The organism is Actinoplanes sp. CA-015351, from assembly GCF_050955685.1.
Lineage (GTDB): Bacteria > Actinomycetota > Actinomycetes > Mycobacteriales > Micromonosporaceae > Actinoplanes.
Genome location: NZ_CP192102.1, coordinates 5,603,398 through 5,628,464, shown reverse-complemented (window position 1 = coordinate 5,628,464; position 25,067 = coordinate 5,603,398). Strand labels below are relative to the sequence as shown.

Annotated in this window: 18 protein-coding genes; 11 read left to right on the top strand and 7 right to left on the bottom strand. The window is 68.5% G+C overall.

The annotated features are described in order from the left end of the window. The first annotated feature begins 7 nt into the window (after window positions 1–7). The 3 genes from ACQP2E_RS25745 to ACQP2E_RS25735 all read left to right on the top strand — a co-directional run bounded on the left by ACQP2E_RS25745 (window position 8) and on the right by ACQP2E_RS25735 (window position 3,177). Complete coding sequence (locus ACQP2E_RS25745; protein ID WP_433825507.1) at window positions 8–571, top strand: TetR/AcrR family transcriptional regulator; 564 nt, start codon at window positions 8–10, stop codon at window positions 569–571. An 18-nt stretch (window positions 572–589) separates the two neighbouring features. Next, window positions 590–2,794 (top strand): MMPL family transporter, encoded by a 2,205-nt coding sequence (locus ACQP2E_RS25740; RefSeq protein ID WP_433825506.1) that lies wholly within the window; start codon window positions 590–592, stop codon window positions 2,792–2,794. Between the two features lie 80 nt (window positions 2,795–2,874). Continuing rightward, the gene (locus ACQP2E_RS25735) at window positions 2,875–3,177 is read left to right on the top strand and encodes a TM2 domain-containing protein (RefSeq protein ID WP_433825505.1); all 303 of its coding nucleotides are present in this window, start codon (window positions 2,875–2,877) and stop codon (window positions 3,175–3,177) included. 46 nt (window positions 3,178–3,223) lie between these two features. Here the strand turns inward: ACQP2E_RS25735 and ACQP2E_RS25730 are convergent, their stop codons facing one another. After that, the gene (locus ACQP2E_RS25730; protein WP_433825504.1) at window positions 3,224–4,105 is read right to left on the bottom strand and encodes a hypothetical protein; all 882 of its coding nucleotides are present in this window, start codon (window positions 4,103–4,105) and stop codon (window positions 3,224–3,226) included. Window positions 4,106–4,218: 113 nt separating this feature from the next. Between ACQP2E_RS25730 and ACQP2E_RS25725 the strand changes: the two genes are divergently transcribed. Both ACQP2E_RS25725 and ACQP2E_RS25720 read left to right on the top strand, forming a co-directional pair. Continuing rightward, window positions 4,219–4,665: an SRPBCC domain-containing protein gene (locus ACQP2E_RS25725; RefSeq protein ID WP_433825503.1), complete on the top strand. Its 447-nt coding sequence runs from the start codon at window positions 4,219–4,221 to the stop codon at window positions 4,663–4,665. Between the two features lie 47 nt (window positions 4,666–4,712). Beyond that, a complete protein-coding gene (locus ACQP2E_RS25720) occupies window positions 4,713–4,985 on the top strand; it encodes an ArsR/SmtB family transcription factor (RefSeq protein WP_433834052.1) in 273 nt (90 codons plus the stop codon). Between the two features lie 68 nt (window positions 4,986–5,053). On the opposite strand, the gene ACQP2E_RS25715 is transcribed toward ACQP2E_RS25720, so the two are convergent. From ACQP2E_RS25715 to ACQP2E_RS25690, 6 genes are all read right to left on the bottom strand, one after another. Next, a complete protein-coding gene (locus ACQP2E_RS25715) occupies window positions 5,054–6,151 on the bottom strand; it encodes a glycoside hydrolase family 53 protein (protein ID WP_433825502.1) in 1,098 nt (365 codons plus the stop codon). Next, window positions 6,151–7,257 (bottom strand): glycoside hydrolase family 53 protein, encoded by a 1,107-nt coding sequence (locus ACQP2E_RS25710; protein ID WP_433825501.1) that lies wholly within the window; start codon window positions 7,255–7,257, stop codon window positions 6,151–6,153. The genes ACQP2E_RS25715 and ACQP2E_RS25710 overlap by 1 nt, the downstream gene beginning before the upstream one ends. Before the next feature lie 136 nt (window positions 7,258–7,393). Beyond that, window positions 7,394–8,413, bottom strand: coding sequence for a LacI family DNA-binding transcriptional regulator (locus tag ACQP2E_RS25705; protein WP_433825500.1), 1,020 nt, complete (start codon window positions 8,411–8,413; stop codon window positions 7,394–7,396). 14 nt (window positions 8,414–8,427) lie between these two features. Further along, the gene (locus ACQP2E_RS25700; RefSeq protein WP_433825499.1) at window positions 8,428–9,279 is read right to left on the bottom strand and encodes a carbohydrate ABC transporter permease; all 852 of its coding nucleotides are present in this window, start codon (window positions 9,277–9,279) and stop codon (window positions 8,428–8,430) included. A 2-nt stretch (window positions 9,280–9,281) separates the two neighbouring features. Continuing rightward, complete coding sequence (locus tag ACQP2E_RS25695) at window positions 9,282–10,253, bottom strand: carbohydrate ABC transporter permease (RefSeq protein WP_433825498.1); 972 nt, start codon at window positions 10,251–10,253, stop codon at window positions 9,282–9,284. 55 nt (window positions 10,254–10,308) lie between these two features. After that, complete coding sequence (locus tag ACQP2E_RS25690) at window positions 10,309–11,616, bottom strand: ABC transporter substrate-binding protein (RefSeq protein WP_433825497.1); 1,308 nt, start codon at window positions 11,614–11,616, stop codon at window positions 10,309–10,311. Window positions 11,617–11,825: 209 nt separating this feature from the next. Here ACQP2E_RS25690 and ACQP2E_RS25685 point away from each other — a divergent pair, with 209 nt between their 5' ends. From ACQP2E_RS25685 to fxsT, 6 genes are all read left to right on the top strand, one after another. Then, window positions 11,826–14,147, top strand: coding sequence for a beta-galactosidase (locus tag ACQP2E_RS25685; protein ID WP_433825496.1), 2,322 nt, complete (start codon window positions 11,826–11,828; stop codon window positions 14,145–14,147). Between the two features lie 341 nt (window positions 14,148–14,488). Beyond that, window positions 14,489–16,084, top strand: a complete 1,596-nt coding sequence (locus tag ACQP2E_RS25680; protein ID WP_433825495.1) for a methyl-accepting chemotaxis protein — start codon at window positions 14,489–14,491, stop codon at window positions 16,082–16,084. 61 nt (window positions 16,085–16,145) lie between these two features. Further along, a complete protein-coding gene (locus ACQP2E_RS25675) occupies window positions 16,146–18,164 on the top strand; it encodes a TRAP transporter permease (RefSeq protein WP_433825494.1) in 2,019 nt (672 codons plus the stop codon). Beyond that, window positions 18,161–19,162, top strand: coding sequence for a TAXI family TRAP transporter solute-binding subunit (locus tag ACQP2E_RS25670; RefSeq protein WP_433825493.1), 1,002 nt, complete (start codon window positions 18,161–18,163; stop codon window positions 19,160–19,162). Before ACQP2E_RS25675 ends, ACQP2E_RS25670 begins: the two co-directional genes overlap by 4 nt. Before the next feature lie 119 nt (window positions 19,163–19,281). Continuing rightward, window positions 19,282–20,580 (top strand): ferredoxin reductase family protein, encoded by a 1,299-nt coding sequence (locus tag ACQP2E_RS25665; RefSeq protein ID WP_433825492.1) that lies wholly within the window; start codon window positions 19,282–19,284, stop codon window positions 20,578–20,580. A 266-nt stretch (window positions 20,581–20,846) separates the two neighbouring features. Next, a complete protein-coding gene (gene fxsT, locus ACQP2E_RS25660; RefSeq protein WP_433825491.1) occupies window positions 20,847–25,043 on the top strand; it encodes an FxSxx-COOH system tetratricopeptide repeat protein in 4,197 nt (1,398 codons plus the stop codon). The last annotated feature ends 24 nt before the right edge of the window (window positions 25,044–25,067 follow it).

Here is a 25,067-nt window from a genome sequence, read left to right as displayed (position 1 = left end):
TGGTCCCATGCCCCGTCCCACCCGACAGCAGATCGACGACGAAATCCTCGACGCCGCGGCCAGCCTCTTCGCCCGCCACGGCTTCAGGGAGACGTCGATCCAGCGCATCGCCGACACGGTGGGCTACTCGAAGACCGGTCTGCTGCACCGCTTCCCGAACAAGGAAGCCCTGCAGCACGCGGTCATCGAGCGCTGCGTCAACCAGGTCCGGGACACCGCCACCGGTGTGTCGGACCTGCCGGTGGGGCCGGAGCGGGACCGCGCCGTGATCACGGCCGTGGCCCAGCTCGCGCTGGCGCAACCGGGCGTCGTCGCTCTGCTCCTCTCCTCCCTGGTCAGCGAACCGGAGAGCGAGATGGGGCAGGCATTGAGGGAGATCGGCGAGGCCATCACCGCGGCCTTCGGCGAGGAGTTCCTCTGCGACCCGCCCCGGGCTCTGCGCAAGGTCGGCGCGCTCGGCGCGATCGCGGTGGCCAGCGTGGCCCTGCGTGACGTGCTCAGCCCCGACGCGATGGCCGGCCTCGTCGAGGTCGGCTGCAACGCTCTCGGCCACCCCTCCGTCACACACTGAGAAATTAGGGATCCCCTCATGGCAACGTTGTTGCATCGCCTCGGGCTGGCGTCAGTACGCCACAGGATCATCGTCACGCTGGTGTGGCTGCTGGCCCTGGTGGCTGTCGGGGTCGGAGCGGCCACTCTCTCCGGGACCACTGCCAACACCTTCAGCATTCCCGGTCAGGAGTCGACGAAGGCCCTGGACCTGATGACCGAGAAGTACGGCGCGGCGTCGGCCGGCGCCACCGTGCAGGTGGTGTTCGAGGCGCCGGACGGCGAGACCGTCACCGCGCCGGAGAACGCCGCGCAGATCGCCAAGGCGGTCGCCGACCTCGGCACGGTGCCCGGTGTCGTCGGGGTGAGCAACCCCCTCGACGAGGCCAACCCGGCGGTGTCGCGGGACCAGAGCGCCGCGTACGCCTCGATCACGTTCGGCGTGCAGCCGTCCGAGGTCACCGACGAGCAGCGCGAATCCATCATCGCCAAGGTCGAGCAGGCGCGGTCACTGGGGTTGACCGTCGAGGCCGACGGTGAGGCTCTGAGCAACCCGGCCGACATCGGCGGCGCCTCGGAGATCCTCGGTGTCGTCGTGGCCCTGCTCGTGCTGGCCCTGACGTACGGCTCGCTGGTCGCCGCCGGCATGAACCTGCTGACCGCGATCGTCGGCGTCGGCATCGGCGCGGCCGGCATCGTCACCCTGACCGGCTTCGTCGACCTCCAGTCCACCACCCCGATCCTGGCGGTGATGCTGGGCCTGGCCGTCGGCATCGACTACGCCCTGTTCATCATCACCCGGTTCCGCCACGAGCTGCGCCGCGGCCTGGATGTCGAACCGGCCGCCGCGATGGCCGTCGGCTCCGCGGGTTCCGCCGTCGTCACGGCCGGCCTCACCGTCGTGATCGCGCTGGCCGGTCTGTCGATCGTCGGCATCCCGTTCCTCACCGAGATGGGCCTGGCCGCCGCCGCGACGATCGTGATCGCGGTGCTGGTGGCGATCACGCTGGTACCGGCGATCCTCGGCTTCGTCGGAGTTCGTGCCCTGCCGCGCAAGCAGCGCGGGGTTGTCGCCGGTACCGACCTTCCCGACGGGCGGGGCTTCATCAAGGGGTGGGCGCACTTCGTCACGAAGCAGCGCACCCTCAGCCTGGTCCTGGCCGTCGCGGTGCTCGCCATCATCGCCATCCCGTTCTTCTCGATGCAGACCACGCTGAACCAGCGTGCCGCCGAAGGCAGCACCCAGGCCAAGGCGCAGGCGATCATGGACAGCCGCTTCGGCCCCGGCGTGAGCAGCCCGCTGCTCGTCCTGGTCGACGGACCGAACGCGGTCAGCTACGCGGCCACCGTGCAGAAGCAGGTCGCGGCCCTGCCGGACGTCGCCCTCGCCACCCCGGCCCAGCCGAGCCAGGACCAGTCCGCCGCCCTCATCACGATCATCCCGGCGTCCGGTCCCGAGGACCAGAAGACGATCGACCTGGTCAACGCCATCCGCGACACGGTCCCGGACGCTGACGGCGCCGAGGTCTACGTCACCGGCAACACGGCGGTCAGCATCGACGTCTCGCAGAAGCTCAACGACGCGCTCCCGGTGTACCTCGCGCTCGTCGTCGGCCTCGCGTTCGTCCTGTTGGTGCTGGTCTTCCGCTCGATCCTGGTGCCGGTGGTCGGCGTACTCGGCTTCCTGCTCACCATCGGTGCCGCGTTCGGTGCCACGGTCGCGGTCTTCCAGTGGGGCTGGGCCGCCGACGCGGTGAACGCCGGCTCCACCGGCCCGATCCTCAGCCTCGCGCCGATCATCATCGTCGGCATCCTCTTCGGCCTCGCGATGGACTACCAGGTCTTCCTGGTCGCCCGGATGCACGAGGCCCACGCCCACGGCGCGTCGCCCCGCGACGCCATCGTCACCGGTTTCCGCCAGGCCGCCCCGGTCGTGGTAGCCGCCGCCACCATCATGTTCGCGGTCTTCGCCGCCTTCGTCCCCGAGGGCAACGACACCATCAAACCGATCGCGTTCGCCCTGGCGGTGGGCATCGCGTTCGACGCGTTCATCGTGCGGATGGTCCTGGTCCCGGCGGCGCTCGCGCTGCTCGGCCGGTCCGCGTGGTGGCTGCCGGCGTGGTTGCGCTGGCTGCCAGAACTCGACGTGGAAGGTTCCGCCCTGGAGCGCAAGCCCCCGGCGTCGCCCGCCTCCCCGGCGCCGTCCGCGGCTCCGGCACCGATTGACGAGCCCAGCTCCGTCTGACTCACCCTCGAGAGAGGCCGTCACCCTCCCCGGGTGGCGGCCTCTCCCGCATGGGTACGCGTATCGCTATCGTTGCGCCGGTGAGCGACCCGATCAAGTACCGCCTGCTCCGCGCGGAGTCGGAGGCGGCCTCGGTGCACAAGGACCTGAAGGTGACGGTCATCCTGTGGTGCCTGACGGGCCTGCTGGGCGGCCACCGGTTCTACCTGGGCGACACGGGCCGCTCGGTGGCCATGCTCTTCACCCTCGGCGGGTGTGGCGTGTGGACCCTGATCGACGTGTTCTTCCTGCCCCGCCGGGTGCGAGTGGTGAATGAGCGCCGCCGGGCCGAGGTGATGGCCCGGTACGGCTTGCTGGACGGTTCCGCCGCAGGCCGATCTTGAGCGGCTGGAGGGTTCGCCGCAGGCCGATCTTGAGCGATGGTGCACCTCAGGGGGTTGAGGATCGCTCAAGATCGCGGGGTGGTTGGCGGGGGCGGGTGGCTCGGCTCGGGAGCCTGGTGCCGGCCAGCGTCAGCATCGCTGCCTGACTCCGCAGTCGCCGCCGGGCATCCGCCGCGGAGTGGAAGCGGCCAGCGGTCAGGGCATCGCCGGGTGCCGGGGCGCTGGGTGCCGGGACTCCGGGTGCCGGGACTTCGGGGGCCAGATCTTCGTAAGCCGACGAGCCCTCATCGTAAGCCGACGAGCCCTCATCGTAAGCCGACGAGCCCTCATCGTAAGCCGACGAGCCCTCATCGTAAGCCGACGAGCTCTCCTCGGGGGCAGGCGAGTGCTCTTCGACGGCCGCGTCCTTGCCGAGGTCGACGGCGGCTTCGAAGTCGAAGGCGGGGACGTGGTCGGGGAACTCTGCCACCTCGGCCACCGCCGTCGGCCGGGCGTAGGCGGCTCGGAACAGCACCCATGCCGCCGCCATGTTGACCAGCGCGAACGGTGCTGCCAGCAGGGCCACGCCGGGGGATGCCGTCAGTAGTACCGCTGCCCCTGCCGCTGTCGCCAGGGCTGCCACGCCGTCGGCGATGCGCGGCGGGTCGGACGGGCGGCGGGCGAACCTCACCGTCGCCACCGCGTTGAGGGTGCCGAGGGTCAGGGCGCCGGTCAGGGTGGCGACCAGCGGCCAGAGGTGCTGCCAGGTCTCGGTCTCGTCGGCGAGGAAGAAGAGCATGAACGGCACGCCGACCACCGCGATCGCCAGCAGGATGATGGCGTTGGCGGTGAGCACTATGGCGGACGCCGTGATCATGTCCAGGTGCCGCGAACCCCGGTCCGCGGGCTGCCAGTCCTGGCCCGTGCCTGTCGTATCGATGCTGACCATGACTCGGCACCGTAACGTATCGCGCCCACGTTCGTGGATGTGCAACTTATGGTTGCGTGACGGCGCCGAGGACCGCTAACGTGATGCGCAACCAAAGGTTGCAGGAGGATGTCATGGAGTTCGGTGTGATCGAGCGGGAAATCTACGTCGAGGCGACGCCCGAGGTGGTCTTCGAGGTGGTCAGCAGTCCGGAGCATCTCAAGGGGTGGTGGCCGGACGAGGCGAGTTACGAGGTGGTGCCGGGCTCGGCCGGGCAGATCTCGTTCGGGGACAAGGTGGAGCGGTTCACCGTCGTCGACGCGAAGCCGCCGGCGTTGTTCCAGTTCCGGTGGACGCACGGCCCTGGTGAGGTGGCGGCTGCCGGAAACTCGCTGCTGGTGACGTTCGAGCTGGCGGCCAAGGGTGACGGGACGCTGCTGCGGATGACCGAGACCGGGTTCCGGGAGCGCGGCTGGGAGGCGGCTGTCCTGGAGCAGTGCTTCAACGACCACGTCACCGGCTGGGAACACTTCCTGCCGAGGCTGGCGCCGTACGCCACGGCGCTCCCGGTGCACCCGTGATCGACGACGACCTCTGGTCGGCGATCGGTGACCCGACCCGGCGCCGGATGCTCGACCTGTTGCTCGTCGGCGGCAACGGCACGGCCACCTCGCTGAGTCAGCACATGTCGGTGACCCGGCAGGCGGTGGCGAAACACCTCGCGGTGCTGGACCGGGCCGGGCTGGTCCGCTCGGCCGCGGCCGGGCGGGAGCGGCGGTATGAGGTCGACGAGGCGCAGCTGGGGCGGGCGGTCGCGCAGCTCACCGCGGTCGGCTCGGCCTGGGACGCACGGCTCGGCCGGATCAAGCGGATTGCCGAGGCCATTCAGTCCGGCGAATGACGCTTTACGCGTACCCAAGAAAGGTGCCCGGTCCGGCGGGGAGCCGGACCGGGCGATCAGAGGGTGAGTTACGGGGTCCAGGCGAGGTTGGGGTTGACGTTGCCGGTCCAGTCGAAGGTGGCCATGTTGTCCCAGCCGTCGCCGGTGCCGTTGATGTTGGCGGGATCCCAGCCGTTGCCCTTGATGGCATACCAGGTGGGTTCCCAGTAGAAGACGCCGATGGCGCCGGCGTTGCGTGCGGTGTTCTGCACCCAGCTGAACTGCTGGGCCTGGCCCGCGAAGGTGGACGGGAGGCCGTCGCAGAGCACGGTGCCCGGGATGGAGTTCTTCTCGCTGTCCGCGTCGGCCGAGGTGAATTGGTACGCGGTCTCGGCGACCACGACCGGCTTCGAGTACCGGGTACGCAGATCGGTGATCACGTTGTAGAGGTTCGCGAGCGTCCCGTGCCACATGCAGTAATAGGAGAGCGCGGTGATGTCCCACGTCACGCCGGCCGCCTTGATGCCGTCGTAGAACCAGCGGGCGTTCGTGAGGCTGTCCGAGTTCGCCGTGTGGATCATGACCTGGGTGGAGCTGTTGCAGGCCTTGGTGGCGTTGTAACCCTGCTTCAGCAGCGACGCGAGCGGCGTGAAGTTGCTGCTCACGATCTGTCCGCGGGGCCACAGCATGCCGACGTTGATCTCGTTGCCGATCTGCACGCTGTCCGGCGTGGTGCCCTGTGCCTTGAGTGAGGTGCAGACGTCGTAGGTGTAGTTGTAGACGTCGGTCTGCAGCTGGGTGAGCGAGTGCGAGGCCCAGGCCACCGGCGGGTACTGCTTGCCCGGGTCGGCCCAGGTGTCCGAGTAGTGGAAGTCGATCAGGAGCTTCAGGCCCTTGGCCTTGATCGCTTTCGCCTGCTGGAGAACCTTGGCCTTGTTGTTGTATCCGCTCACCGGGTTGTTCCACACGCGCAGCCGCATGTAGTTGGCGCCGGCGCCCTTGAGGATGTCGTACGGGTCGGTGGCGGTGCCGTTCTTGTAGTACTTCGCGCCGAGGTCGAGGCTGCGCTGCAGGGAGGAGACGTCAGCGCCGAGCATCGTGAGTGATGCGGCGTGCGCGGCCGCGGGGTTGATCGCGATGCCGATCACGAGCGCGGCAGTGAGGAGGAGACCTTTCAGAGCGCGCATCACTTCTCCCAGCGGATGTACGGGTTGATGCGGCCGTTGTCGTCGAAGGTCGCCATGTTCTCCCAGGCGTTGCCCGAGTTCTCGATGTCCTCGGTGTCCCAGCCGTTGCCGTCGACAGCGGTCCAGGTCGGCTCCCAGTAGAAGACGCCGAGCGCCCCGGCGGTGCGGGCGGTGTCCTGAACAGCGGAGAACTCCTGGGCCTGGCCCTGGGGGGTGGCCGGGATGCCGTCGCACGGTGCCGGCGACAGGATGATGTTCTCCAGGTGGTCGTAGTTCTCGGTGGTGTAGGGATACGCGGTCTCGGCGATGACGACCGGCTTGGCGTACCGGGACTTCACGTCGGTGATCACGGTCGCCAGGTTGTCCAGGCTGCCGTGCCACATGCAGTAGTAGGAGAGCGCGGTGATGTCCCACTTCGCGCCGGCGGCGGTGATGCCGTCGTAGAACCAGTGGGCGGCGTCGATGTTGCCGGCGTTGGCGGTGTGCACCAGGACCTGGGTCTTCCTGTTGCAGGCCTTGGTGGCGTCATAACCGGCGTTGAGCAGGCTTGCCACCGGCCCGAAGTCGCTGTTGGCGACGTATCCGACGGGCCACAGCATGCCGACGTTGATCTCGTTGCCGACCTGCACGCTGTCCGGCGTGGTGCCCTGCCGCTTCAGCGACGTGCAGACGTCGTAGGTGTAGTCGTAGACGTCCTTCTGCAGCTGCGGGAGGTCGTGGCCCTCCCATGCGGCCGGGGTGAACTGCTTGCCCGGGTCGGCCCAGGTGTCCGAGTAGTGGAAGTCGATCAGCAGCTTCAGGCCCTTGGCCTTGATCGCCTTCGCCTGCTTGAGCACCTGCTCCTTGTTGGAGTACCCGCTGGTCGGATCGTTCCAGATGCGCAGCCGGGCGTAGTTCACGCCGGCCTGCTTCAGGATGTCGTAGACGTTGTCGCGCCGGCCGCGGAAGTCGTAGAACTTCGCGCCGAGTTCCAGGGAGCGGGGGAGGGTGGAGACGTCGGCGCCGCGCATGGTGAGTTCCGGGCCTTTGCCGGAGCCGTGCGCTGACGCGGGGACGGGGGTGAGGACCACCGCAAGGGCTGCGACGATCGCGAGGACGGATCTCATGACACTCCTTTGTGGACAAAAGGGGCGAAATGGGGGTGCGTGGTTCCGTGCGGTGTGGTGCTGTGTTTCGCGGAGCCGACCTCGGTACATGGGGGGAAACCGAGGCCGGCCCCGCCGGGAGCCTGAGAAAGAACTCTCAGGCGGGTGAGGAGGAGCGGATCACCAAGCTGGTCGGCACGGTGATCGAGAGCGGGGTACGGCCGGCGATCACATCGGTGAGCAGCCGGACCATTTCCTCGCTGATCCGTTCCAGCGGATGCCGAACGGTCGTGAGCGGCGGCTCGGTGGTGGCCGCCAGCCCGGAGTCGTCGAAGCCGACGATCCGGACGTCGCCGGGAACGTCCCGGCCGTGCTCGCGCAGCACCGGCAGGGTCGCCGACGCCATCGCGTCGGACGCGGCGAACACCGCGTCCACGTCCGGGAGACGATCGAGCAGGGTACGCATCCCGGCCGCACCGCTCTCCCGGCTCCAGTCCCCGTGCACGATCAGCGCCGGGTCGATCTCGATGCCCGCCGAGGTCAGCGCGTCGGAGTAACCGCGTAGCCGGAACACCCCGCCGAACGTGTCCTGCGGCCCGGTGATCGTGGCGATCCGGCGGCACCCGGCGGAGAGCAGGTGCTCCACCGCGCTGCGGGCGCCACCCCAGTCGTCCGCCGAGACCGAGCTGATCGTGTCCTCGAAGCCGAGCACCTGCCCGCACGCCACGATCGGCACCTCAGCCTGAACCAGCTGCTTGAGCAGCGGGTCGCCGGAGTGCGGGGAGACCAGCAGCACCCCGTCGACGTGGCCGCCGGAGAGGAACGTGATGGTCCGGTTCCGCTCCTCGGGCGTCGACGCGATCATCAGGATCAGCGTCAGTTCCCGGTCGGAGAGGGCCTTGGCCACCCCGCGCAGCAGCACCGAGAAGTTCGGGTCCTCGAAGAGCAGGTGCTGCGGCTCGGTGAGCAGGAACGCGATCGAGCCGGACCGTCCGGTGGCGAGGGAGCGTGCGTGCTGGTTGGTCGTGTACCCGGTCCGCGTGATGGCGTCGTTCACCGCGCGGACGGCTTCCGGGCTCACCCAGTCGCGGCCGTTGAGAACCCTCGACACCGTCGCATAGGACACCCCGGCCTCGCGAGCGACATCGCGGATGGTGGGGCGTTTACGCGACTGCACGTTCGGGATCATAGCTACGCCTTGACCCCGCCGGCGGCCAGGTCGACCTGCCAGTACCGCTGCAGCGCCAGGAACAGCGCGATCAACGGGACGATCGAGAGCAGCGCGCCGGTGACCACCGACGTGTACATGGCCGGTTGGTTGGCGCCCTGGTTGAGCAGCCCGTTGAGGCCGACCGTGATCGGGTACAGCTTGTCGTCGCCGAGCATGATGTACGGCAGCATGAAGTTGTTCCAGACCGCCACGAACTGGAACAGGAAGACGGTCACCAGGCCGGTACGCATCATCGGCAGGACCACCTTGACGAACGTGCGCCAGTCGCCGGCCCCGTCGATGCGGGACGCCTCCAGGATCTCGGTCGGCACCGACGCGGCCGCGAAGATCCGGGCCAGGTAGATGCCGTACGGGCTGATGAAGCTGGGCAGCAGCACCGCCCAGTACGTGTTGGTCATGCCGACCTTCGCCAGCAGCAGGTACTGCGGGATGGCCAGGATGACGCCGGGCACCAGGACGCCGGCGAGGATCACGTTGAAGACGAAGCTCTTGCCCCGGAAATCGAACTTGGCGAGCGCGAACCCGGCCATCGCGGAGATCAGCGTCGAGGCGGCGGCGCCGACACCGGCGTACAGGACGGTGTTCGCCATCCACCGCCAGTACAGGCCGTCGCGGTAGTTGTTCAGGTCGACGATGTTGTCCCACAGGTGGGTGCTGGGGGCGAGGGTGAACGTCGAGAACAGCTCGCCGGCGCTCTTGCTGGAGGCGATCAGCACCCAGAGAACGGGGAGCAGGCAGTAAGCGGCGCCGAGGATCAGCAGGGTGGTCGCGAGTGTGCTTCTTCTTTGCCGTGATGCGGTAACGGTTGTCATGGTCAGTCTTCCTGGTTGAACGCGCGCCGGCCGACGAGCTTCAGGAAGCCGAAGGACAGGATGAACGTGGCGAGCGCGATGATCACCGAGGTGGCGGCGGCCGCATGGATGTCGTTGCGGGTGAAGGCGTCCCGGTACACCTTCATGAGCGGCGTCCACGTCGTGGAGATCGTGTTGGCGAGTGGCCGCAGGGTCATCGGCTCGGCGAAGACCTGGAGCGTGGCGATCAGCGAGAAAACGAACGTCATGACCAGCGAGGGCATCACGATCGGGATCTTGATGCGCCACGCGATGGTGAAGTCCGACGCGCCGTCGATCCGGGCCGACTCGTACAGGCTGGTCGGGACGGCCCGCAGCGCGGTGTAGATGACGATCATGTTGAAGCCGGTGCCGCCCCAGATCGCGATGTTCGCCACCGCCCACAGCGTCAGGTCGCTGGAGAGCAGGTTCGGCGCGGTGATGCCGACCGCCTCGAACAGATCGGTGATCGGGCTGACCCGAGGCAGATAGAGGAAGCCCCAGAGCAGCGAGGCGACAACGGCCGGCACCGCGTACGGAAGGAAGATCGAAATGCGGGCGAACTTGCTGATCGATTCCCGGGTGCGGGCGGCGTCCAGCAGCAGCGCCATGAGCAGGGCCAGGCCGAGCATCGTGGGCACGACGATCAGGCCGTACGCCCCGACGCGCAGCACACTCGGCAGGAAGTCCGGATCGGTGAGCGAGCGGGCGTAGTTGCTCAGCCCGGCCCACACCTCGGTCCGGGACGCAGCACCCAGCCCCAGCCCGCTGACCTGTACCTTGCGCAGGCTCAGGTAACCGGCGTAGAAGATCGGCGCGGCGAGGAAGAGCGCAAAGAGGATCATCGCCGGGGCGAGGAAGGCGTACGGGGTGCCGGAGCGCTTGGTGGTGCGCTTGGCGGCCTTTACCGGGACCTGACGCGCTCGCGCGGCAGGCTTGTCAATGATCAGCGACATCGCCGAACCTTTCTCCACGAGGCCCGGGCAGGACGATCCTGCCCGGGCGCCCAGATCATCCGGCGACGTTGAAGCCGGTGTTCTTCAGGTCGTCGACAGTGGTCTTCTGGATGGTCGCGAGCGACTCGGTGAAGGCGGCGGCCTTCTTCGACTCGGCGGCCTTGCCGAAGGCGTCGTTGAACGCGCTGTACGCGACGTTGACGTTCGGGCCGTAGGTGAACGGCTTGGTGGCCTTCGCGGCCTCGGCGGCGATCGTGTAGTAGTCCGCCTGGTCCGAGAAGAACGCCGGCGGCGTGGTCAGGACGCTGGTGGCGTCGTTCGCGGCCGGGTAGATGTTCGCGTCGGTGGCGAGCAGCTTCAGCGCGGCGGGGTCGCTGTTGAGCCACGAGATGAACTTCGCGGCCTGCGCCTTGTGCTTGGTCTGGGTCGTCACGCTCGTGGCGGAACCACCCCAGTTGCCGGTCGCCGGGCTGGCGGCGTCCCACTGCGGCATCGGGGCCGCTTTCCACTTGCCCTTGGTGTCCTTGGCGCTGCCCTCGAGCACGCCCGGCGCCCACACGGCGCTGACCCAGCCGACCTGGGTGCCGTCGTTCAGAGCGGCGTTCCACTCCGGGGTGTACATCGGCTTGTTGTCGACGACGCCCTTCTCGACCAGGCCACCCCAGTACGAGGCGACCTTCTGGGTGGCGGCGTCGTTGATGTTGACGCTCCAGGCGTCGCCGTTCACACCCCACCAGGAGGCGCCGGCCTGCTGGGCGAGGCCGGTGAAGAGGCCCGCGTCAGTGGCGGAGAAGGTGCCGATGTACTGCTTCGCATCCACCTTGTGGATCTTCTCGGCGGCGGCCGCGTAGTCGTCCCAGGTCTTGGGAGCGGTGAGGCCGTTCTTCTCGAAAACATCCGAGCGGTAGAAGAACATCAGAGGACCGGAGTCCTGCGGGACGCCGTAGACGGCCTCCGAGCCGAGCGTGACGCCGTTCCAGGAACCCTCCGGGAACTTGTCCTTGAGCGAGCCGACCTCGCCGGCGATGTCGGCGATCGCGTCCGACGACACCAGGGTGGGGATCTTCTGGTACTCGGCCTGCATGATGTCCGGCGCGCCGCTGCCGGCCTTGATCGCCGTCAGCAGCTTGGTGACGGCCGGGTCGCCGCCGTCCTGCTTGTTGACCGTGACCTGGATGTTGGGGTTCGCGGAGTTCCAGGCCGCGACCACCTTCTCCATGTTCGGGGTCCAGGTCCAGTAGGTCAGCGCGACCTTCTCGTCGGGGTTGACCTCCTCCGAGGAGTCGGAGCTGCTGCAGGCGGTGCCGGTGAACAAAGCCGCTGCGGTCAGAGCCGCCATGAGCGGGGCGTATTTGGTCTTCATCGATCCTCCTTGATCGGCTTGGCCGGGAACGGGAAGCCGTTGACGGGTCCGTCCGAGTGGTGAGCGTCTCGGTAAGGAGCCTGTGACCGGTTACAGTGCTGGTGTTACGGCCATGTGTCAAGCCCTTGCTTTTAACCTGTCGAGGCTGTGTATGGTTCGGGCTCGCCGGGCTGTGACCGGTTACAGTCAAATTTCGAGGAGGGGTTCTCGTGACCACTGAATCAACGAGGTGGCCCGAGCCGCTCTCCGTCCGCCACCAGGCTTGGACGACGCCGCTGAGCCGGCCGCGGATGGCCAACGAGGACGACGTGCGACCCGGTCTCGCGCTGACGAACCGCTACCTGTCCCGCGACGGCGTGCCGTTGATCCCGGTCTCCGGCGAGGTGCACTACAGCCGGATTCCGCGGGCCCGCTGGGCCGAGCGCCTGCGCCAGATGAAGGCCGGCGGCGTGACCGTGGTGGCCAGTTACATCTTCTGGCTGCACCACGCCGAGCACCGTGACCAGGTCAGCTTCGAGGGCGACCTGGACGTGGCCGCGTTCGTCGACCTGGCGATCGAGACCGGACTCGACGTGGTGCTGCGGATCGGCCCCTGGGTGCACGGCGAGAGCCGCAACGGCGGCTTCCCGGACTGGGTGCAGCAGGCGCCGGTCCGGCACCGTACCGACGACCCGGCGTACCTGGAGATGGTCCGCGAGTGGTTCGGCCAGATCGGTGCCGCTCTCGGCGGCCGGGCTTCGGCGACCGGCACGGTTCTCGGCATCCAGCTGGAGAACGAGCTCTACGACCAGCCACAACACCTTGTGACGCTCAAGCGGATGGCCCGTGAGGCCGGGATGAGCGCGCCGATCTGGACGGCCACCGCGTGGGGCGGCGCCGACCTGCCGGAGACCGAGGTGCTGCCGCTGTACGGCGGTTACGGCGACGGCTTCTGGGTGGACGCCGATGCGCCCTGGGATCCCACGTTCCGGGACCACTACTTCTTCTCGCACGTCTGGGACGACGCGGGCATCGGTGCCGACGTCCGGCGGGCGCAGGCGATCGAGGCGGCTTCCGGCGGCCCGCGTACCCCGTCGGAGCTCTTCCCGGCCGCGACCTGCGAGCTGGCCGGTGGGATGGCGACGGCGTACCACCGGCGGCCGCGCCCGGAGGCGCTCGACGTCGCCGCCATCGCGCACTGCAAGATCGGCAACGGGTCGGCCTGGCAGGGCTACTACATGTACACCGGCGGCACCAACCCGCCTGGCGAGCACGGCATGCAGGAGTCACACGCGACCGGGTACCCCAACGACATCCCGCGCCTCGGATACGACTTCCACGCGCCGATCGGCGAGGCCGGGGTGCTGGCCGGCAGCCACGCCGAGCTGCGCCGCCAGCACGCGTTCCTCGCCGCATTCGGCGACCGGCTCGCCGAGATGCCGTCCAGCCTGCCCGAGGTCCGCCCCACCGGCGTCGAGGACGGCGAGACCCTGCGCTGGGCGCTGCGCAGCGACGGCCGGTCCGGCTTTCTCTTCGTGGCCTGGCACCAGCCGCACTTCCCGCTGTCCGGTTATGAGCAGGCCCGCTTCCGGGTCGAACTGGACGGCGGAGAGGTCATCGAGTTCCCGTCGAAGCCCATCGACATCCCGTCCGGCACCCTCGCCCGCTGGCCGGTCAACCTGGCCGTCGGTGACACCCGGATCGCCTGGGCCACCGCGACCGCGCTCACCCTGCTGCCCGGCGCCGTCCCGACGCTGGTGCTGATCGCCGAGGCCGGCATCCCGGTGGAGATCGCGCTGTCCGGCTCAGCACCCGTGATCGTCGAGCCGGGTTTCACCCCTGTCCGTTTCGGATCTCTCGACGTACTCGTCCTCCCGGCCGGGACGGCCGGATCCGCGTGGGTGGCCGAGCAGCCGGCCCGCCGCCTGCTCCTCTCCGCCGACGAGCTCCAGTGGGACGCTTCCGGCAAGGTGCGGGTCAAGGCCGCGGAGACCCCGAGGGTACGGGTGTACGACCCGGCCGTCCGGGCGTTCGGTGACCTGGACGTGCTCCCGTCGTCTTCGTCCTCGCCGGCATCGTCGGCGCCGGTGGCCGTTTCGGTCTCGCGCGTGGTGACCGCCGAGCTGGTACGCCCCGCGGCCACGGCGGTCCCGAACAGTTACGGCAAGCACGACGGCCGCCCGTCCGCACCCGCCCCGGACGTCTTCGACGAGCTGGCCGCGGTGTACCGCCTGACCCTGCCGTCCTGGGCCGCCGAACCCTCGGCCGACGCGCTGCTGCGCATCGACTGGGCCGGCGACATCGGCGAGCTGCGCGTCGACGGGCGTACCGTGACCGACCGCTTCTGGGACGGCTCCCGCTGGCTGGTCAACCTCACCGACGTGGGGTACCACCCCAGCGCCGAGGTCACCCTCCACCTGCTGCCCCTGGCCGCGGGCTCCCCGGTCCACGTCCCCGCGGACACCCGCACCCGCCTCAGCACCGTCGACAACCAGCTCCTGGCGATCGACGCCATCACCGTCCTGCCCCGCTACACCGCGATCGAGCAGTAATTCAAGGCCGACGAGCCCGGTGGCACCACGCCCGCCTTCCCCGATCCAGTGAGCTTGCGGCCGACAGGACGGCCCCACTGCACAAGGTCTGGGAAAGCGGGCGTGAGTGGTGGTCCGCGCATCGTCGCCACCTCCCGATCTTGTCGACTTCCCCGAACCGTTTGCGGAGAACTCGACAAGATCGAAAAAGCGCCGTCGATCTTGTCGAGTTGAGTGGCAACGTATTTGTGGAAATCAACAAGATCGCGTGAGAAAGCCGTCGCCACTGGGGCTCAGTGACGCGTCGCGGGTGCCGAATGAGGGGGTGGGGGAGGAGTGGCTGCCAGGAAAGGGACCGGAACATGTCTCGCTCGCCGTGGCAGCGTCTTGCCGACCTGCCGATGGCTGTCAAAGTGCTCACTTCGGTCGTGGCCGTTGCGATCGCCTGCGCCGCGGTCATCGGTATCGCCGTGGGTGGGTTGCGGACCGTCGAGACCAAGTCCAAGGTCGTGTACGAGCACGGGGTGACGCCGATCCAGCTGCTCGCCAGCCTGCATCAGGACGTTCTGCGCACCCGGATGTTCACGCTGAACTACTTCATGTCCGGCGCCGCGTTCCGGGAGAAGATCACCGCGCAGGTGGCTGAGCTGGACGACAAGGTCGCGGCGACCTGGGACGACTACACGCCGCTGGCCGCCGACGCACAGCTGAACACCGAGCTGCGGGCCAACTACGAGAAGTTCCTCCAGCTCCGCGACGACGTGATGCTTCCGGCCGCGAGCGCGAACAACCTGCCCGGGTTCTGGACCGGCTGGAACGAGGGGACCACGGTCTTCACCGCCGTCGACGAACAGTTCGCGACCCTGGAGACCGAGCACGCCGAGCAGGCGGTCGCCGCCATCCAGGAGGTCTCCGACGCGAAGGGCTCGGTGACCACCCAGGTTCTCGTGATCGGCGTGCTCGGCCTGCTGATCGGCCTCGGCGTCGCGGTGCTCGCGGTACGCGCGCTGGTCGGACCGGTACGCAAGGTGACCGAAGTCCTCAAGGCGGTAGCGGCCGGTGACCTCACCCGGGACGCCGACGTGCACAGCCGCGACGAGGTGGGCCAGATGGCCGCGGCGCTGCGCCAGGCGACCACGAGCATGCGGGACGCCGTCACGGTGATCAACGGGAGCGCCGCGACCGTCCTCGACTCGTCCCGGAACCTGAACGCGGTGAACGACAACCTGGCCGGCGGGGCGGCGACGGCGTCGGACCGGGCGGCCGCCGCGCAGCAGGCCGCCGAGGACGTGGCGCGGCACGTGAACACGCTGAGCGCGGCCGCCGAGGAGATGGGCGTGTCGATCCGGGAGATCGCCACGAACGCCTCGGACGCCGCCGGTGTCGCCAGTGAGGCCGTCTCGGTGGCCCAGGAGACCAGCGGCATCGTGGCGAAGCTGGGTGAGTCGTCGAACGAGATCGGCAACATCGTCAAGGTGATCAACCAGATCGCCGAGCAGACCAACCTGCTCGCACTGAACGCGACGATCGAGGCGGCCCGCGCGGGTGAGCTGGGCAAGGGGTTCGCCGTGGTGGCCGGTGAGGTGAAGGAGCTGGCACAGGAGACCGCGAAGGCGACCGAGACGATCAGCCAGCGGGTCCAGGAGATCCAGGGCGACACGTCGAGTGCGGTCGCCGCGATCGAACGGATCTCCGATGTGATCGTGCGGATCAGCGATTACCAGACCACGATCGCGTCCGCCGTCGAGGAGCAGACCGCCACGGCCGGCGAGATCAGCCGCAGCGTCACCGAGGCGGCCGGCGGCGCCGAGGAGATCGCTCGCAACATCAGCGAGGTGGCGGACGCCGCGCAGGCGACCACGTCGGGGCTGGCGGGTTCCCGGACAGCGGCGCACGAGCTCGCCGGAATGGCCGACGAACTGACCGGCGCGGTCCGGAGGTTCGACATCGGCCGTTGACCTGTCACCCGGTCGGTAAACGGATGTTACCGAGAAGAGCGGACATAGTACTGTCCGTTTCATGGGCGTTGATCGATCTATTGAGGTTCATTACGACGAGGAGGAGCGGCCCGCCCGCGCGCTGACCGGCCGGTTCGGCGCCTTCGTCTCGATCGTCGCCTTCGGTGTCGCAGTGCTCGTGCTCGCCCAGGTGTTCCGCCCGCTCGCCCAGGGGAGCCAGTTCTACCTGATCATTTTTCTGGCCGGCACGCTTCCGCTCGTCTTTCTCGCGTACCCATCGGGATGTGCGAAAAGAGGAAGTGGCCCCACCTGGATCGACCTGGTCCTGGCTGGGCTGACTTTGATCGTTTGCCTTTATCCGGTGAATCCGGTCGCCGGCGGGTACAACGCCTTCCTCGACCGGCAGGGGCTGCTCGAACCCGTCGACGTCGCCTTCGGCGCCGTTCTCCTCCTTCTCGTCGTCGAGGCCTGCCGCCGGACCACCGGGTGGGCACTCCCCGTCGTCTGCGCGATCTTCCTTGGGTACGCGTATTACGGCGGCCTGCTGCCCCAGCACTGGGCCGTCGCGCATGCCGGGCTGGACTTCGCGCAGATCATCGACGCGCTCTACAACTCGGGCAGTGGCTTCTACGGCACGCCGCTGGACGTGGCGGCGACTTACATCGTGCTGTTCACGATCTACGGCGCGGTGCTCGACCTCTCCGGCGCGAGCCGATTCTTCGTCGACCTGTCGGTCGCCGCTTTCCGCAGGTCACGCAGCGCGGCGGGACGCACCGCGGTAGCCGCCGGCTTCCTGCTCGGCACGGTCTCCGGATCGGGTACGGCCACCGCGGTCAGCGTCGGAGCGGTCACCTGGCCGATGCTGCGCAAAGCCGGGTACCCCCGTGAGCAGGCCGGCGGAATGCTGGCCGCGGCCGGGGTCGGCGCGATCCTGTCACCGCCGACGCTCGGGGCGGCCGCGTTCATCGTGGCCGAATATCTGAACGTCTCGTACCTGACGGTGCTCGGCTGGGCGATGATCCCGACGGTCCTGTACTACCTGGGCATCCTGCTCGCCGTCGAGATCGACGTGCGGCGGTTCGGGGTGCGGCCCGTTGCTGTCGCGTCTGCTTCCTCATGGCGGCTGCTCGGCCGCTTCGGGTACCACTTCTCGTCGCTCGTGCTGATCGTGGTGCTGCTCGCGCTCGGTGAGTCGGCGACCCGTTCGGTGGTCTACGCGACAGTGCTCGCCGCGGCGCTGTCCTTCCTGGACCGGCGGACCTGGCTCACCCCGCGCCGGGCGTTCGAGGCCCTCGCCGCAGGGGTACGCGGTGTGCTGCCCGTCGTGGCGGTCTGCGCCGCCGCCGGCATCATCACGGCGACCACCACGAAGACCGGGCTCGGCGCACAACTGGCGTCGTTGCTGGTCAACGCGGCGCAGGCGGTCAGCGACAACCCGACAGTGGTGCTCGGGCTGACCGTGGTGCTGGCGGCGATCGCCCTGGCGCTGCTCGGGCTGGCCGTGCCGGTCACCGCCAGCTTCATCATCGGCTGGGTGATCATCGGGCCGGCGCTGCTGACGCTCGGTGTGCCGGCGCCGGCCGCAGCCATGTTCGTCTTCTACTACTCGGTGCTCTCCGAGGTCACCCCGCCGACGGCGCTGGCCGCGGTGGGCGCCAGCGCGATCACCGGTGGCCGCGCCATCCCGACGATGTGGCAGGCGCTCAAGTACGCGCTGCCGGCGTTCCTCGCCCCGATCGCGTTCGTGCTGACCGACAACGGCGAGCACCTCCTCGCGCGCGGATCGATCGCCGGGGTGCTGTGGACGACGGCGGTCGCCGCGCTCGCCGTACTCGGCCTGGCCGTTGCCACCGGGGGCTGGGTGCTCGGGGTGGGGCCGGCCGGGGTGGCGTCCCGGGTGCTGGCCGCGGTGGCGGGGTTGTTGCTGCTGTACCTGGAGCCGGTCGCGGTGGGGCTGGGCATGGGAGCGCTGGCGGTGGCCGTGGTGCTGGCGGTGCTCGGCCGCTCGGGGCCGGCCGATCCCGTCGCTACATCCGACACTTCTGATATTTCCGATTCGTCTTCCCGGAGGAGCGCATGAGAAGGATCCTGAGCATCGCATCGATCGCCGTCCTGGCGGCGGGTGTCTCCGCCTGTGGTGGCCGGCAGGACAGCGCGGCCACCGACACCGGTGGTGATGTCACCTGCGAGGTCGGCCAGTCCACCCGGATCGGCATCGCGACGGGCAATGCCACGGGTGTGTACTTCGCGCTCGGTAACGCGTACGCCGAGCAGATCAACGCGGCGGGCGGCACCGTGCAGGCGACCGCCTCGGAGACCGGCGCCTCGGTGCAGAACATCCAGCAGCTCGTCGCCGGTACCTACGACGTGGCGTTCTCACTCGCCGACACGGCCGCGAACGCGGTGAACGGCACCGGCAGCTTCACCAGCAAGCAGCCGGTCGCGGCGCTGGCCCGGATCCACACCAACTACACCCAGGTGATCGTCCGGAAGGCCGCCGGCATCACCGACGTCGCCGGGATGAAGGGCAAGCGGGTCTCCACCGGCTCGCCGAAGTCCGGCACCGAGGTGATCGCGAACCGGATCCTGACCGCCGCCGGGCTCGACCCCGCAGCGGACGTGAGCGCGCAGAAGCTCGACCTCGCAAAAACCGTCGACGGGGTCAAGGACGGCACGATCGATGCCCTGTTCTGGTCCGGCGGCCTGCCCACGCCGGGCATCACCGACCTGCTCACCACATCGGCGGACAAGGTCGAGTTCCTCGACATCACCCCGCTGCTGCCGGAGATGCAGAAGATCAACGAGGTGTACGCCGAGGGCACCATCCCGGCCGCCACCTACAAGACACCGGCCGACGTGACGACGATCGTGGTGCCGAACGTGCTGCTGGTCCGCGAAGACCTCGACCCGGACGTGGCCTGCGTGCTCACCAAGACGCTCTTCGATCGCAAGACCCAGCTCGAACAGGCCAACGCGGCCGCCAAGGAGATCAGCCTGACCACCGCCCGATCCACCGACCCGGTCCCGGTCCACCGCGGAGCCACCAAGGCCCTGGACGACCTGGGCGCACCTCAATAGACAAACGGGGCAACCTCTCGGTGCGGCCGGCTCGGGCCTACCGGCTGGCAGGGTGCTGAACCGGAGAGTGACCGAGGCGGTACACCCGGTAGACAGGAATTCCAGCGGGGGAGGCCGGGATGATCGCTCGCGTGGCGCTCTGGGCGTTCCTTCTGGTCAACCTGGCCGTCGTGCAGACGATGTACGCGCTGGCCGGCCCGCCCGCGCACAACACGTTCGGCGAGGCCGGCCGGCTGCTCGGCCTGAACCTGGCGTTCGTGATGGCGCTGCAACTGCTCCTGGTGGCCCGCCTGCCGATCCTCGACCGCGGTATCGGCATGGACAAACTCACCCATTGGCACCGCTGGACCGGGTTCGCGATCTTCTGGCTCGCCGTGCTGCACCCGGCGTTCGTCATCCTGGGGTTCGCCAGGTATGACCGGGTGTCGTTCCTGCGGACCGCCGTGTCGCTGTCCCGGCAGCTTCCGGTGCTGCTCGGCGTCATCGCGGTCGCGCTGATCGTGCTGGTGGTCGCGTTCTCCGTGCGGGCCGCGCGCCGGCGTCTCTCCTACGAGGCCTGGCACGCGGTCCATCTGCTGCTCTACGTGGTCGTCGTCCTCGGGGTGGTGCACCAGGTCTACGAAGGGACCGCTTTCACCGTCAACGTGTGGACCCAGGTCTACTGGTGGGGACTGTGGGCGTTCGCCCTGGGTTCACTGATCACCGGGCGTCTGATCGTTCCGCTGATCCGCAACGCCCGGCATCGGCTCACCGTCGCGGCCGTCGTGCGCGAGTCCCGCGACGTCGTCTCCGTGCACGTCACCGGCCGCTCCCTGGAACGCCTCAACGCCTCGGCCGGCCAGTTCTTCCTCTGGCGATTCCCGTCCCACCAATCCTGGTGGCAGGTCAACCCCTTCTCCCTCTCGGCCGCGCCGAACGGTCGCTCGCTGCGATTGACCGCAAAGGCCATGGGTACGACCAGCGCAGGGCTTCGTTCACTCCCGATCGGGAGCCGGGTGTACGCCGAGGGGCCGTACGGGGCTTTCACCCTGGCACAGCGGACGTGTCCGGGGATTCTGCTGGTCGCCGCCGGCATCGGGGTGACGCCGATCCGGGCTCTGCTGGAGGACCCGGCGATCGGTTCCGACGTGGTGGTTCTGTACCGGGTGCGGTCGGCGGCTGACGCGGTGCTGATCGGGGAGCTGCGCAATCTGGCCCGGGTGCGGGGAGCCCGGCTGCGCCTGATCACCGGGCGGACCGGTGGGCGGAACCAGCCGTTCCGCCCGGAGGGTCTGGCGTCGCTGGTGCCGGACGTGGCGGCCCGGGATGTCTACGTGTGCGGACCGGCGGCGCTGACCCGGACGGTGGTGGCGAGCTTGCGAGCCCTGAAGGTCCCCAGCCGCCAGATCCACGCCGAGCTGTTCCGCCTGGCGGGCTGACTGTCGCTCCAACGAGCACGGATGGCGCGGACTCGGATTTCTTGGTCAACCCTCCGGCCGGAGCGTTGACCAGCCTCTCACCTGGATCGATGGCGATTCTGACAGCCGGGCCGGCGGGGCATGTCGATTCCGTGCTTGCGGCGGGTATCAAAACCCGGGAAGAATCGGGCCGGTCGTGGGAAGAGGTGGTTCTCGACCCCGTGTCCGATGTGTCGGTTCGACTGTCGGGCCGCCCGAACCGGCGAACGGCCCGGGAGTGTCAGACGATGAATGCCAGGCAACACGATCAGCACCACGTGCTGGCCGTCTGCAGTGAATGGGACTCGAGTCAGGGTGGCCTCACCACGTTCAACCGTCAGCTGTGCCTGGCGCTTGCGGGTGAGGGCGCCCGAGTGGTGTGTGTGGTCCTGGCGGCATCCGACGCGGAGAAGCGCCAGGCCCGTGAGCTCGGGGTAACGCTGGTGGACACCACCGCGAACGGTGAGACGGACCAGGCGCTGGCACTGGCGCGGCGTCCGGCCCTGCCGGCCGGATTCGTTCCGACGATCATCATCGGCCACGCACGGGTGACCGGCCCGTTCGCCAAGGCACTCCAGGAGGACCATTTCCCGGCAGCGCGGCGCCTGCACGTGGTGCACATGGCGCCGGACGAGATCGAGTGGCACAAACTCGGCCGTCCCGAGGACGCGGCGACCCGGGCCGAGGATCGCACCGAGCGGGAGCTGGCCCTGGCCCGTACCGCCCACCGGGTCGTCGCCGTCGGGCCACGGCTGTTCGAGCGCCTGCAGAACGACCTGGTGCCGGAGAACATCCTCCCGCTGCGACTCGATCCCGGCTTCGACGACGCCGCCGGTGGGCTGCGGCTCGCTCCGGCCGGACTGTGCCGGGTCCTGCTGTTCGGCCGGATGGAGGACGCCGGGCTGAAAGGTCTGGACATCGCGGCGCAGGCGATGGGCCAGGCGTTGCGATGGCGGGGCCGCTCGGCACCTGACGTCGAGTTCGTGATCCGTGGTGCTCCGGCGACCGCGGGCGAGGACTTGCGGCAGCGGGTACGGGACTGGGCCAGGATTCCCTCACTCAACGTGGTGGTCCGGCCGTACACGCATGTGAGTGAACGGCTCACCGCCGATCTTCGCCGCGCCTCTCTCGTGCTGATGCCGTCCCGGGCGGAGGGTTTCGGGCTGGTCGGTGTCGAGGCGATCGTGGCCGGCACGCCGGCTCTCATCAGCGCCTCCAGCGGGCTCGGTGTGCTCCTCGAGGACGTGCTTCCGCAGGACGACGCCCAGCGCATCGTCGTGTCGATGGCGGACGGTGACCACGATCTGGTCGACCGATGGGCGCGAGCTATCGACGCCGTGCTGCGCGACCGGGACGCCGCGTTCCGGCGTGCCGACGAGATCCGCTCCCAGCTGGGCCGGTTGCGGAGCTGGTCGATGGCGGCCCAGCACCTGCTGAAAGAGGTCGGTGGGTCACATCCCGCCGAGCCGGCGCAGGCTGACGGCTTGCTGAGCGCGGCGCACCGCGAATCCCTCGTCGAACAGTTCGCGGTGGTGGAAAAGCCGGCCCTGGTGGCCGCCTACAACGAAGTCGTGCCGGAGTCCACCGATCCGGCGGACTGGAATGATCTTGTAAATGCCGTGCGGGGGATCGAACGGCTTCCGGAATCGCAGGGGAAACCGCCAAGACTGTTCACTTTTGTGGAGCGCGTTGCACATCAGCGCGAACGACGCGAATCCAAAGCGCTTCACGAATGGATAGATATGGCGGGAAGCGCGGCCGGCCTGGACCAGGAAGTGATCAGGCATATATGCCGCGAGGAGCGTCAGCGGTCCAGTACCATAGGCCCGGTGAAAAATGTCGCTGACATTGCTGCCGTTGGCGATAAATTACCACCCAATGGAGATCCCGTGCCGAAGACAACAGTGCTCGATAAAAACGCTGTCGATCCTTTGCGGCTGGTGGAGGGACGCCAGCAAATTCGCGGCAACATTCCAATCAGGAACCCGGACTTCACGGGCCGTGAGGATCTCCTGAATTCTTTGCGCGCGGCGCTGGAGACCAGCGAAAGGGCATCGGTTCTCCCGCGGGCGCTGCATGGGCTCGGCGGGGTGGGCAAGACACAGCTGGCGCTTGAATACGTTTATCGATACACCGATCGATACGATCTCATCTGGTGGATTCCCTCCGATCAGAAATCCCTGGCGCTCACCTCGCTGGCGAACCTCTGTGACGAGCTGGGCCTGACGCAGAACGTCGACCAGCAACAGACCGCGGACGCCGTATTGCGTGCCCTGTCCAACGGGAACCTGCGATGGCTGCTGGTCTTCGACAACGCCGACGAGCCCGACGAGATCCTGCCCCTGGTGCCGTCCTCCGGTGGGCACGTCGTCATCACCTCGCGCAACGCGGACTGGTCCCAGTCGAGCGACCCGATCGAAGTGAACGTGTTCACCCGCTCGGAGAGCGTTGCCCTGTTGCGGAAGAACCGTCAGGAGGTGATCACCGCAGGCGACGCCGATCGGCTCGCCGACACGCTGGGCGACCTGCCTCTCGCCCTGGACCAGGCCCGGTACTGGCAGGCCGCGACCGGGATGGGCGTCACCGAGTACCTCGAACTCTTCAAGACACACGTCCGGGACCTGATGGACGAGGGCAAACCGCCCTGGTACCCGATGACCGTTGCCGCGTTCGTCAGTCTGGCCTTCGCGAAATTGCGCTCGGACAACCCCGCGCTCGCGCAGTTGCTCGAGCTCTTCGCATTTCTCGGTGCCGAGCACCTTTCCGCGGGAATGCTTCGCAGGGCCCGGGAGGCACCGATCTCTGATCCGTTGCGTCCGGTGCTCCGAGAGCCGATCAAGCTCGGCCGGACGATTCGGGACCTGCGGAAATACGGACTGGCGAAGGTCGACCCGGATCAGCGCATTCAGGTGCATCGGCTGGTTCAACTCGTATTGCGCGAGGAATTGGGCGAAGAACGACTCAAGAACAGCAAGGAAAACGTTCAGAGAATCTTCGCGGCGGCAAACCCGGCGCAGCCCGACGACCGCCGCCGGTACGGTCTGGTTTATCAGGAGATCGGCCCGCATGTCATCGCCGCTGACCTGATCAATTCCGATATCCACGGCGCACGGCAGGTCGTTCTCGATCAGATTCGCTATCTGTACGTGAACGGCGATTACGAACGTAGCCGGCGACTCGGTGAAATGGCCCTCGAGTCATGGATGACGGCCACCGGCGAGGGTGTCGGGCCGGAAGGCGAGCTGACGCTCATCGCCAAGCGGCATCTCGCCAACGCGTTGCGCGACCTGGGTGAGAAGGAGCGCGCCCGGGAACTCGACGAGGAGGTCTACCGGGCGCTGGAGGCGAGCGACGAGTTCGGGCCCGAGCACGAGCACACGCTCGCCACGGCGATGAGTGTCGCGGTGGACCTGCGGGTCGCGGGCCTTTACCGGGATGCTCTCGAGTTCGACGAGCGGAACGTCGGCCGGCACCGCCTGGTCTTCGGCGACGAGGACGAGCAGACCCTTCGGGCGCGCAGCAACGGCGCGGTCAACCTGCGCATGCTCGGCGACTTCGAGGGCGCGCTCGCCGTCGACGACGAGCTGATGAACGTGTGGAGCCGGGAGGTCGGCGACGACGACTATCGGTACATGTTCAGTGTCGTGAACCGGGCGCTGGACCTGAACGGCCGCGGGCGCTACACCGAGGCCCTGGACTCACTGAACCGGGTCTTCACCCGGTACCGGACGCTGCTCGGTGGCGGTCACGTGTACGTGCTCTGGGCGGCGCGGGCCCTCGGCGTGGCGCTCCGCAAGACCGGCCAGCACTCGGCGGCGCTGCTGTGGACGGAGGAGAACCTGCACGAGTGCGAGTCCCGGCTCGGCCTCAACCACGAGCACACGCTGTCGGCGGCGATGTCCTATGCCAACACCCTGCGGGTCAGCGGCCGGCTCCCGGACGCCCGGGAGAAAGCCGTGAACGCGGTCACCCGATACGAGGGCACGTTCGGCCGGAGCCACCCGCTGAGCCTGGTCGCCCGGTCCAACCTGGCCATCATCTATCGCGGCCTGGGCGAGAACCGGGAAGCACGCAGAGTCGGCGAGCAGGTGCTGGAGGAGATGACTCAGGTGCTCGGCGCGCGGCACGGCTACACGCTCTGTGCGGCCACCGGCGTCGCCAACGACCTGGTGCTCGCGCACGACGTCAAGGCCGCTCGCGAGCTTTCCACGCGGACGCTGGAGATCTCCCGTGAGGTGCGTGGCGATCACCATCCGTACACGCTGTCGTGCGCGGTGAACACGGCTCTGGACCTGCAGGCCACCGGTCAGGACGCGAGCGGCATCGCGCTGCTCGACGCCACGACCGCCGATTTCGCCGCGGTGCTCGGCGCGGACCACCCGGAGACGATCGACGCGGGCCGTTTCAAGCGCGCGGAATGCGACATCGAACCGCCGCCGACGTAAGACGCGACAATTACCGGCCGCGCG